General features: G+C 60.2%; 8 protein-coding genes. 2 read left to right on the top strand and 6 right to left on the bottom strand.

Annotated elements, in window-relative coordinates; translation table 11 throughout:
- The coding region (locus IRZ24_RS10535) for a hypothetical protein (protein ID WP_297163661.1) at positions 1-526 on the top strand (526 nt) is incomplete at its 5' end.
- On the opposite strand, the gene IRZ24_RS10540 is transcribed toward IRZ24_RS10535, so the two are convergent.
- The 6 genes from IRZ24_RS10540 to IRZ24_RS10565 form a co-directional block, all read right to left on the bottom strand.
- On the bottom strand, positions 480-1,598 hold the full coding sequence (locus IRZ24_RS10540; RefSeq protein WP_297163664.1) for an L-threonylcarbamoyladenylate synthase: 1,119 nt from the start codon (positions 1,596-1,598) through the stop codon (positions 480-482). The two genes, IRZ24_RS10535 and IRZ24_RS10540, sit on opposite strands and share 47 nt — an antisense overlap.
- A gap of 223 nt (positions 1,599-1,821) precedes the next feature.
- On the bottom strand, positions 1,822-2,328 hold the full coding sequence (locus tag IRZ24_RS10545; protein WP_297163666.1) for an NUDIX hydrolase: 507 nt from the start codon (positions 2,326-2,328) through the stop codon (positions 1,822-1,824).
- A gap of 275 nt (positions 2,329-2,603) precedes the next feature.
- Positions 2,604-5,117: a protein kinase gene (locus IRZ24_RS10550; protein WP_297163669.1), complete on the bottom strand. Its 2,514-nt coding sequence runs from the start codon at positions 5,115-5,117 to the stop codon at positions 2,604-2,606.
- 184 nt (positions 5,118-5,301) lie between these two features.
- The gene (locus IRZ24_RS10555; RefSeq protein WP_297163673.1) at positions 5,302-6,210 is read right to left on the bottom strand and encodes a DedA family protein; all 909 of its coding nucleotides are present in this window, start codon (positions 6,208-6,210) and stop codon (positions 5,302-5,304) included.
- Positions 6,211-6,304: 94 nt separating this feature from the next.
- Positions 6,305-8,065 carry a hypothetical protein gene (locus IRZ24_RS10560; RefSeq protein ID WP_297163676.1) on the bottom strand — a complete coding sequence of 587 codons (1,761 nt, stop codon included), beginning with the start codon at positions 8,063-8,065 and terminating at the stop codon, positions 6,305-6,307.
- Positions 8,066-8,215: 150 nt separating this feature from the next.
- Positions 8,216-9,382: a mannosyltransferase family protein gene (locus IRZ24_RS10565; protein WP_297163679.1), complete on the bottom strand. Its 1,167-nt coding sequence runs from the start codon at positions 9,380-9,382 to the stop codon at positions 8,216-8,218.
- Between the two features lie 970 nt (positions 9,383-10,352).
- Here IRZ24_RS10565 and IRZ24_RS10570 point away from each other — a divergent pair.
- Positions 10,353-11,639: Na/Pi cotransporter family protein (locus tag IRZ24_RS10570; protein WP_297163681.1), on the top strand; the 1,287-nt coding region annotated here is incomplete at its 3' end.

Below are 11,639 nucleotides of genomic sequence, written 5' to 3' on the forward strand. Positions count from 1 at the left end.
GACTGCACCGAGCTGGGCCGTGATCACTCTGGTGGCTATGCTATTGCTGTTACCGGCCACCCCTACCCTGGCAGGGAAAGTCTTCGGAAGCTGGCGCGGTGCCCTGGTGAGCAGCCTTCTAACCGCAGCACTCTGGGGACTCAATAGGCTCTTGCCAGCAAACCGCTTTTTCCCAAGCACCTGGCAGAGCGCCGTCGCCCTGGCTGGCTGGCCCCTGGCTGCTGTCTTCACCGGCTGGCTAGCCCGGCGTGCTCGCTTCCGGTCCTTTGGCCAGGCCTGGCGCGCTCACCTCGGTGGTTTGCTGATCATGCTTGCCACGCTCACCATTGGTCTTTTCTCCAGTCCCTCTTTTACCCAGCCGTCGCCACAGTCGATCCAACTGGCCGAGACGTATCTAAGCCTGTATTGCTGCATTTTTCCTATCTGGCTGTTACTAACCTCGACCTGCGGGATGTTGCTAGAAATGCTGATTCAGAAGCTCACCGGACTCCTTCAGCCGCGTCTGCGGAGGGATCAACCTGGATAATTCGCCCACCCGCCGCACGCCGCAGGCGGTCCTGCACCGCCAGCCCCAGGCCCACAGGCCGAAAGCTGCGACAGAGGATCACATTGACCCCTGCCTCTTCCAGCGCCCGCAAGGTGGCAAAGAGGGCCGCCGCTATCCTCGCCGGCTCCTCCAACGAGGCCGGCGCCTGCACCAGGGCCCCACGCTCGGCACATGGGCGCAGGGCTTCTACATCTTCGCTCGCCGCCAGAATGCCCACCCGCTCGCCACGCTCCAGGCGACGCAGCGTCTCCGCAACGATGGCCGCACGCTGGGCCTCATCTTCTCCCTCGAAGAGCAGCAGAGGCACTGTCGGCGAATAGTGCACGAGCATCTGACCGGGCGAGCGCTGCGCTTCTCCCTCCTCGCGCTCGGGTTTGTCAAAGGCCGTGGTCCGTGGCGGCAGAGGTGGCTCTATCTCCGGCAGCACCTCGCGCAGAGCCTCCAGGCTGGTTCCACCGGGGCGCAGGATGCGCGGCACCGGCGCAGCGACATCGACCACCGTCGACTCAACGCCGACCGGTGTTGGCCCCCCATCGAGGATCAGCGGCACGCGCCCGCCGAGATCTGCTAGCGCGTGCTGGGCCGTCGTTGGACTGACATGCTTGAAGCGGTTGGCGCTGGGCGCGGCGATAGGTCTGCCGGCAGCCCGAATGAGAGCGCGCGCCACGGGATGGCTCGGCATGCGCACGGCCACCGTCTCCAGGCCCGCCGTCACCAGGGTCGGCACTTGCTTCCCACGCGGCAAAATCAACGTTAATGGGCCAGGCCAGAAAGCGGCAGCCAGCCGCTGCGCGCGTTCCGGCACACTAGCAGCTACCGTCTCCAGCTCTTCCATCTGTGCTATATGCACAATGAGCGGATCAGTCAACGGGCGTCCCTTGGCGGCAAAGATGCGCCGCGCCGCCTCTTCCCGTAACGCATCGCCCCCCAGGCCATAGACGGTCTCCGTTGGAAAAACCACCAGCTCGCCCGCCCGCAGCAGCGACGCCGCCCGCTCAATGATGTCTGCCTGCGGCTGCTGCGGATCAACAGCGATCACTTCCGTTTGCATTGCCTTGCTGTTGTCGGCCATCAGTACTGTGAGCAACCACCTTCTTGACGTACTTACTGGCTTTCTTTCTGACTGTCTGAATGGGAGCCGGCCAGCGCTCTGCCCCATCACCAAGTACAATAGCACGGCGAGGCGATCTCAACCGCCCAGTTCGCGGCCCCATTCTCAGTCTGACAGCGCTCAGGGGCAGTCATTTTCCCAAGCAGGCTTACTGGCTAGCGACCTAACGCTCCCGCCCATGCTTTGGCTCCGGCCCCTGTCCCATAGCTCCCTGGCCGGCAAGAAAGCGCTCATAGTCGGCGAAGATCGCGCGTGTCTCCTCTCCCAGACGGCGCAAGGCCTCGTCGCGCTCTAACCAGAGCGGCTCACCCTCCAGGCTTGAGCGTAACTGTCCACCGATCACCTCGCCATAGACGACCGCCGTTAAGGAACTCATCTGCGTCACAGAGGCGCTCACCAACCAATAGCAGCCGATAATGCTCCGGGCCTGAATCTGCAGGCCGGTCTCTTCCTCACATTCACGTACCGCCGCCTCCAGCGGCGTTTCGTGCCAGCGGATAAAGCCCCCGGGAAAGCTCCACGTGCCCCGAGCCGTGCGCACCACCAGGAAGCGCCCTCGGTCCTCAACCACAACATTGACCGCTCCCAGCGGCGGGAGATTGCCCCCAAGCAGCAGGTTGAGTAGATTGAAGCAGATACTGACAACGGCCTTGAGCAGGCTATAGACCACAGATTGCGTCTCCTTACATTAGCCTATGCTATGCTTTCCATTGTATTCCATGTGAGAAGAGCGCAACCTGCTTGCCTGGCGCTCTCAATAACCGTGGTGTGAGACAGAGAGCACAGAGAAGGCTGCGATCGATCCGTCCAACAGCCAAAAAAATCCCACTCCCAGGAAAGAGGGACACATGGGCCGGGCCTTGCTTCAAGGCATAACCTGCTAGCAGCCTGCCGGCTAACCAGCCACAGTCGGCAGCAGGCAATGAGGCAGTCTGGCGTCCATCATTACCTCTCGAGTGAAGGCGTCGCAGATGAGGAATCGGCTGCATCAGCAGTATGGCGCGAGTCGGCTTGCTGGCCAGCTTCTCCTCGTTCCCGCTGCACCTGCTGCGCTTCCTCCCTGCTTCGGCAGATAATCAGTTCGTGGTCACCAATACGAATGTGGTCGCCTATCTGCAGCACCTGACTGCCCTTCTGCGCCAGACGCTGGCCATTGACAAAGACCCCTTCGGCATTATCGCCATCGAGAATGAGGAGCTTTCTCCCTTCGCGCTTCAGGAAAGCGTGACGCCGAGAGACGCGCCGATCTCCTTCAAGCAGGATGCCGCTATCGCCGGCGCGCCCGATAGTGATTTCCGCAGCAGCCAGCTCCACAAGGGTCGCGGGACGCGCCGCGGTCGCCGGTGGCAGCACTAGAACATAAGCCGGTGGATCATCCGCCAGAGCTTCAGAGGCAAGCGCTGATGACTCAGACAGCTCTCCAGGGCACTCTGCCGGCTGCTCTTCTCCTTCCTTCAAGGTGCCAGCCGTTTCCCCACTTTCTCCATCCTCGCGCGTCGACACTACTATTTCAGCGGCCACCGCCGTTGTGGGGACCTTCTCTGATTCCGCCTGCGAGCCCTCTACTGTTAAGGCCGTCTGTGTCTCGCCAAGGCGAGCCTCCTGACTCTGAGGCTGCTCCAGAGATTCGGCAGCCACTGGGGGGTGCGGCTGCGGATGGAGACCGGATAGCACTTCGAGCAAAGACCCCTCGGAGAGAAGCCCAGGCTGCGCCTGCCCTCCATCTGCTGGGCCAGGAACTGCCTCAGTCTGTCCAGTCTCACCCTTGTCCTGACCCTCCTGCCCGGCAGCAACGGGAGCAGGAGCTACCATCTCTACAGAGGAAAGCGCAGGTACGGCTGGCACTGGGGCCGCTGCAGGCACGTCGCTCTGTCCAGAAGTCACGGATTGGGATGCATCTGCTGAGGGCCGGGTTGCTTGTAACAGGGCCTCCAAATAGGTCAGGGCAGAGCCGGCCTCGGAACCGCTCACAATGCGGTCGCCGCCAGCAGTCTCTACAGCCGTCGCCTCTACTGCTGGCCCTTCCCTGGTCCGCTCTGTGGCTACTTCTGGCGCAGGCTGACTCTCCGAGACGCTCCTCAGCACGGACACGGCATCCGGCTGGCCCTCTTCATCGGGAGAGCGCTGCTCACCCGCGACTGGCTCCGGCTGCGCTTCTGGCAAGAGCGGGGTAGCACCATCACCGCTAGCCATTGCCGGCTGCCCATCGCGTCCATCGTGCAAGCTGCTCCCATTGCCCATCTCAGCCTCTGCCACCAACAGCGTTACTCCCGCCTGTTCTTCACTAGTCGCTTCTCCAGTCCTTTTATCTTCTGTTGCTTGAATTATCACTTGTTCCTGTTCCTGCGTCTGAGAGGCTGACGGCAAGGTGTCTTGCTCAGAGGTAACCTCTGCCCCGGCCAGTGCAGCAGCCAGCATTGGCCCCACTGCAGCCGCAGGCTCCGCCTCACCAGCGACCGCTGACGGCTGACTCTCGTCCGTTGTCTGCCCATGTGGCGGCCGGCTCTCCATCCTGAGAGCCTCTTGCTCTGAGGCCGCGGGCGCAGCCACTGCCTCGCGAGGTTGCTCCTCAGCAGGCGTCGCAGGAGTGGGCTGAACGCTCGAAGCAGCCAGACGCTGCACAACCTGGCGCAGCGCATCCGCGAAGGCCAATACCGAAGGATAGCGATCCTCGGGATAGACCGAAAGTGCGCGGCGGATGATCCCCTCCACTTCCAGGGGCATCTGAGGATTCAGAGACAGGAGCGAAGGGAAGGATTCAGAGAGTTTAGCCTGAGCGATCTCCTCGGGCAGGCCCAAATAAGGGGGACGTCCAGCAAGCCACGTATAGACAATCACCGCCAGAGCAAACTGATCGCTAGCCTGAGTGGCCCGCCCACCGAGCTGCTCTGGAGCCGCCGTCACGGGCATCACCGGACGCAGCAGCCGTCCAAAGCGGCGCACAAAGTGCGCCAACCCCGTATCGGCCAGCATAAAAGGGGCATGGTCTGGCGCGCCTTCAACGTTTGGCCCACGCAGCACCATAATGTTGGCTAGAGTCAGTCCCCCATGTAGATAGCCGGCATTGTGAATATGCTGGAGCGCCTGCGCCAACTGATGGGCATAGCTGACTGCCGCGGACAGCTCCAACGGCGGACTAAACCACAAGCGCCCATCGCTGTTTAGAAGCGAGCCACTGCTGAACAAGCGCCGCGCCACATAGAGGCTACCATGCAGCTCTCCATAATCGAGCACAGGCGCCAGGTAGCGGTGAGTCAACTGACTGATGCCTTGCATCTCACGGAAGAACTGCCGCCGTGCTGCATCAGAGAGCGGCGCCCAGGGATGCAGCAGCTTCAATACCACTTTGCGTAACAGCAGCGTATCCTCCGCCTCATAGCTTTCACCGGCTACTCCGCTGCCAAGAAGCTTGATAACACGATAGCGTTCGAACCTCTGGCCTTCTCGCAATGCCGGCATAGGCGACCTCGCTTTTCCCCAGATAGCATCTGTCGCTATTGTAGCATGTTTCTGCTGGCAGACAGCAAAGCAGTAGTACTAAATCGGGGAACCTTGTTTCGTAGTAGAAAAGCCGTAAGGCTATGAACAACCTTCTCCAAGATGAGGAGGTAGCGGAGAAGAGCGGCCCTGGCCAGAGCCTGGCTCAGCATTCCCCCTCAGTATCAGGGGCCTGCTCCTTATCTTTCCCGTCAGGGGAGCGCGCCCCAGGCTCAGCGGCAGCGGCTATGGTCGTCGGTGACGTCTCCTCCGCGCGCGAGACAGTTGCCAAGGCTCGCTGCCGTTGCTCCGCAGGAGCTGCCTCCCCCACTTGCCTATCGCGACCCTGCTCCCGATGAGCGAGGACTGCCGCCTTTTGCCTGCTCAAGCGAGCGCGACGCAGACGGTAGAGGAAGAGCGCCGCCAGCCCAACGACAAGCAGCACCAGGGCCCCAGTCCAGCTAATGGTACGCGCCAGGTGCTCGACAGCCGCAAAATTATCGTGGAAAACGCGCCCGGCAAAGTAGCCGAGCAGCCCGAAGACTGTCGCCCAGACAATGCCTCCCGCCGCATTGTAGATAAGAAACGTCCGCCAGCGCATGCGATTGACCCCCGCCAGAAAGGCCGCCCAGGCCCGCAGCACAGCAATGAAGCGCCCAAAGAAGACCGTCTTGTCGCCGTGACGGGCAAAGAACTGCTCGGCCCGGTCCAGATGCTCGGCCTTCAGAAAGAGGTAGCGCCCAAAACGCTCGACCAGAGGCCTGCCACCGTGACGACCGAGCAGATAGCCCAGGTTATCGCCAACAATGGCCCCAAGCGCCGCGCAGGCAATGACCAGCGGAATTTGTAGCTGGCGATCAACCCCGGCCAGGAACGAGGCCAGCAAGAGCATCGTCTCCCCAGGGAAGGGAATACCCGAGCTTTCAATCATAATAAAGAGGGCCACCGCGAGATAGCCCCAGACATGCAGCGCCTCTTGGAGCGTCTGCAGCGAGATGAGCGCTGCCAGCGTTCCCAACGATACCATTGGCCGGCTGACAATGCCCATCAGTGCTAAGCGCGACCACCAGAACATGCCGCCTCCTTCCCTTTCAGCGGGTGCTTATCACAAATCAAGCGAGCGATCTTTTACCGGGCCAGTATACGCCCCGATCCGCCAAAACACAATCTCAAGGACCAGACGGACGCAGCAAGAGGCCCCCGTTACTGCTACTACTGCTACGCCGCCTGGTTTGCCACCAGCCGCCCAACCAGGCTAATCCAAAGGCCAGGCTGGGCGGAGCCACTGCACTGAGACCCATCCAGCCGATCCAGCCACCTTTTGCCGGCACATAGCCGCGAGAAAGATAGATGGCAAAGGCTGAGAGCGAGAAGACGAGAACAAAGACCTGCAAGGCATACTCTAGAGCTTTGGAGCGCTCAGATAGAGGGAGAGCCAGCGGGGCCAGAGCTATGAGCCAGGCCAGGTACCAGGGGAAAAACCAGGGGGTCACCAGGAAGATGGCCCCCATCGTCAGCAGTGAACCAACAGCCCAGCGCTGCAACTGGGGCTGCTTCCAGAGCAACCACAGTGCTCCTCCCAGAGCAACCAGGAGAGCCAGCCCCTGGAGAGCATTCCAGGTGCTTCGCTGCCCCAAGAGGGCGAGCAGTTGCCCTGCCATCCCCTGGAGCGGCTGCGGATGATAGTGCCTCCATTCCTGAATGGCACGCAGAATCGAAAATTGCCCCAGCTCGCGACTGGTCGAGGGTGGCGCCACCAGGCTGATCATGATCTCATGAGGACTGTGACCGACCCAGAAAGGGAAATAGGCCAGCCCCCCTACACACAGCCCACAGCCAAGCGCCAGCAGAAGCTGCGCTAAGGCCGGGCGCCAGTAGCGACGCAAGGCCGGCAAGAAGCGCTGGCTACCCTCAGGCCGCAGCGTTCGCATCAGAAGCAAGCAGAGAAAGAGCGCCACCCCAAGTAGAGCCGTAAACTTGATCAAGGCCGCCACTAGCATGAGCACCAGCGCCGGTAACCAGTACCGCGTTTGCTCAAGGCGTGCCCCTTCAGCATCAGCACAGCACCAGCAGCCCAGCAGCAGGCCGGTCATCATTAAGACATCGTTGTGAGCCCCCAGAGCGCTTTCGATGAGCATGAGCGGATTAAGCCCGTAGAGGATTCCCCCCACGGCTATCACACGCTCTGAACGCCCCAGCGCTCGCAGAATTAGCACAATCAGAGCCATGTTGAGCAGGTGAGCAGCCAAGGCGAGGAGGCGAAAAGCCAGCACGTAGGCTACGGCATTGGCCCCCAAGAGCCAACTTAAAGCCGCACAGACCAGTAGCCAGAGTGGTCCGTAGGCCGCTACCGCCGTTTTCCAGTCGTCTAACGGCGTAAGGGGATCGTTTGGAAAGGCGGAGAGCGGGACAAAGTAGGGGTTGGCCCCGTGTGCCACAATGACACGACCATAACCAGCGTAGACAAAGATATCGTGCGAGAGCATGCCAGGCGCTACGACCAGTATTCCTCCGCCTATCAGGAGGATACTACCCACTAGCCCCAGCAATTGGCAACGCTGACGCGCCGTGGCGACCCAGTTCCAGACCAGCCATAGCACTGTTCCGTAGAGCAGGAAGAGCACAAGCATCCAGAAATGAAAGGTGAGATCAGCTTTGTCTAGAAACGGCAGAGCACGCGAGCACAAGAGCACCAGGCGGGTGGGCAGCCAGAGGCCCAGCGGTCTCAAAAGGGTGCCCGGAAGCCGGCCCGCCACAGGATGCCCGGCTAGCTGCTCTAGGGGGGCTATAGCCACCACAACACCGGTCAGGTAGAGAACGAGTAGCACAGCCACGAGCGAGAAACGCGTGCGCATGTGCGCTGAAGTCACGCGCTTCCCATGCTGTTCTCTTTCCTGTTGTCTATCTTCAATCAGTAGTTTGTTGTTCATGTGCCATCTAGCGCTTTTGAGCCGATCCCAGCGGGCCAAGCCTTTGGCAGCGCGAGTCAGGATCAGGCCCAGGTTAAAGCTGCCAATGCTCGAGTATCCTCCATTGGCGAACCATTCTCCAAGCATCCTCACACCATTCTCACCTGATTCTCACACCATCCAGAAGCCCATGATGAAAATGATGCTCAGCGTGGCCTGGAGAGGTGGAAAGATCAGGGTTATCGCCTGATGGAGGCGTGGGCGTTCGCAGGCGAGCGCCGCTAAAGTCATAAAGCCAGGGAACATCTCCAGGACAAAGCGCTGATTAGAGATGAGCGAATCTGGCTGATTGATGCTTGGCTCTATCAGGTAGAGAAGCAGCAAAGCGGCGATCCAGAGGGTATAGCTGAATCGCAGACGGCGCCAGCCCAGCACCGCTAGCACGATAAAGCCCAGAGTGGCGCTGAGGTCAAGCACTAGATGAACGGAGAAGAGCGAGCCAGCAGGCTGTAGCCAGAATAGCTCTACCAGCGCTTTCCAGATGCCTTCCCACGGCCAGACAGTGCGATGGGCCCAACGATATTGTACTGCCGCAAAGCTGAAAGGCGAGTGAAAGAGATGCCAGCAATAGAGACAGTAGAGGCCTGTCCCCAGCGGTATCAGTACTATCGGCAGGATACGCAGAATGAAAGAGCGCCACTCACCTCGCTCAGGGAGCAGCCCCAGGCTGCTGCGGGTGGTCCAGACTTCCCACAGGTAAGGAAGGGTCAGCAAGATGCCCGGCGAGCGTGTTAACGCTGCTAGCATCCCAAGGAACCCAGCCAGCCACCAGCGCCTGCGACGTAAGGCCAGGAAGCAGCCTGTGACCAGCAGCAGGAAAAGCGATTCGTTATAGGCAGTGAAGAAGAAAAAGGCCGTCGGGAAAATACAGAGATAGAGCAGCGTACGACGGCTCATCTGCTCGCCCAAAGCCTCGCTGGCGAGCTGATAGAGTGTGAACAGGGAGCCGAGTAGGGCTAGATTGCTGATAAGGACCCCAAAGAGGAAATAACCGTGATTACCAACGATATGGGCACAGATGCTGATCAGTAGTGGAAAAAGCGGAAAGAATGCGCTGTCAAAGGGACTGCGATAGCCGAACTGGGCAATCTCTACATAGTGAATCGCATCCCAGCGCTTCCAGGACGTGGCTGCCGCTAGCAGGCTGACCGGCGGCGCTATATACTGCGGAGGCCGCGGCCCATTGAGCAGGGTATAGGCAAAGTAGGTTACCAGAATCAGCGCGATGCGGCTCAGAATAAACAACCAGAGAATATCGGCAGTTGGCGCACGTTTCATAGAATAGTACTCTTTTCTCCCTCTATATCTAGAATAACATGAAAGTGCAGGCTTGCCCTTCTTCTGCTATCTTTCTTTGCTTCCTTGCTGGCATTCACTGTTATAACGAGCAACCCAGAGAGGTGGTCAAAACAAAGCCTTTCTTCCCGGTGATCCGCCCCTTTCTGACAAAGATAAGTATGGGAGAGCAAGGCACATGACTGAGACCAGATACTATCTTCCTTCCTGCCAGCGCAGGCGTTTCACGCAGGCCAGGGTGATCGCTCAGAACGCCGGGAGCAGGAAAGACCCAGTCAACTCTGATACCAGGCCGCCACTCCAGTCGAGGTGCTCGGCTCGCCTCCTTATTGTCCTGCCAAGTACCTCCTCTTGCTGCAAACCCATTCTGGGACTATCTTCGTCAATAAAGTCGCAGGTATTCTTTCAGCTCACTAGCCCGCCAGCCGGCTGAAGAGCAGCGGCCTGGTGAGCCAGTGTGTTAAGCAGGCCGGTCAGTCAGTGTCAATTTGCCAAGGCTGGACCTTGGCAGGACGCCAAAGGCCTTTTGCTTCTCCGCCAACATTGATGAGTCCTCTTGCGGTCGCCGTCTCTCCGTGCTATAGTGTATTTAACATTCCCTTAACATAAAGTTAATATTCAGTTAATGCTTCCTCAGTCGGTGCAGCGAGCCAACGGGCAGCGCAGCCCGAGCGAGCAGAGCGAGCTGGACCAAGCCGGGCTGCGAGCCAGACCCCCAAGCCAGCGGGCATAGCCAGCCTCCATAGCAGCGCGGCAACAAAACCAAACAGCCAGTCAGGCGACTTCGCACGCACGCCACCACGACGCGAGCCGATAACATCGCCTCTTAGGCGAGCCGGCTGAGCACTGTTCAGGTCAGCTTGGCAGTCTCCATGCGGGCTGCTGAAGACAGCTCCTCATAGGAGCCGGAAGATCTCAGAGATCAGAGACGGGAGGGGAGAGATAGCAAGCAATGGCAACGGCAAGCAATCCGACAATGGTAGTGGGCCTGTTGCTTGGTGGGGCCCTCTTATTGCTCTATGGTCTGCGCCTCCTATCGGAGGCCATGCAGCGCGCCGCTGGTCCGCGCCTGCAAAAGGCCACGATGGCGCTAGCCCAGCGCCCTTTCATGGCGTTCGGCGTCGGTCTGCTGGTTACAGCGCTGACGCAGAGTTCAAGCGCAACGTCCTCGCTCCTGGTGGAACTGGTGAATGCCGAGCTGGTTCCGTTAACGACGGCCTTCGTCATGATCCTGGGCACCAATGTCGGCTCTACGCTGGTCGTGCAGTTGCTTGCTTTCCATATCGCCGACTATGCTATCCCGATCGCCGGCGCAGGGGCTGCTTTGGGACTGCTGACACAGCATAAGCCACAGCGCGATCTGGGACAAGCAGCCTTCGGCTTTGGGGTAATCTTGCTTGGCCTGGCAGCCTTGCAGGCCGGCAGCGGTCCGATTGCCGCCAGCCCGATTACTGCCGAGGTACTGCGCGCTTTGACGGGGGCGCCGCTTGTGCTGGCCCTGTTGGGCCTGTTGTTGGCCCTGGCCTTTGCCTCTAGCGCAGCAGCCATTGGCCTGGTGCTGGTCTTGACCGCTAGCGGGGCGCTCTCTGTCTTTGCCGCTCTGGCGCTGCTCTTCGGGGCCAATATCGGCTCAACCCTGACCGCTCTGCTGACGGCCCTCAGTCGCCAGTCAGTGACAGGGCGCCGTTTAGCTCTGCTCCATACCGGTACCAAGTCGCTGGGCGCCGCTGTCGCCCTGGCTCTGCTGCAGCCGTTGACCAGCTTGCTGGCTCAGCTCGGATTGGAACCTGCCTGGCAGGTGGCCCTGACGCATCTGATCTTTAATCTGGCCCTGGCAAGCGTCTTTGTTCCTCTGGCCGCTCCAGTCACGCGCCTGGTGACGCTCCTGCTCCCTGAGCAGGAAAATCAGTATGAACAGCAGCTAGGGCCACGCTACCTTGATCCCGAGGCCCTGGCTTCACCGGCGGTCGCCCTGGGTCAGGCGACGCGCGAGGTGCTGCGCATGGCCGATATCGTGACGGAGATGCTGCGCCTGTCGATGCTGGCCTTCGAGAAACCTGACGCCCGCGTGCCTGAGCGCATTCACGAGTTGGATGACCAGCTTGATCAGCTTAATGCGGCTATTAAGCGCTATCTGACTCAGCTCGATGAGAGTCGCCTGACGCGCGAGCAGGTGCAGCGGGAGCTGGCGCTCCTCTATATTATTACTGATCTTGAGGCCATCGGCGATATCATCGAT

The sequence above is a fragment of the Thermogemmatispora sp. genome, assembly GCF_019683755.1.
GTDB lineage: Bacteria > Chloroflexota > Ktedonobacteria > Ktedonobacterales > Ktedonobacteraceae > Thermogemmatispora.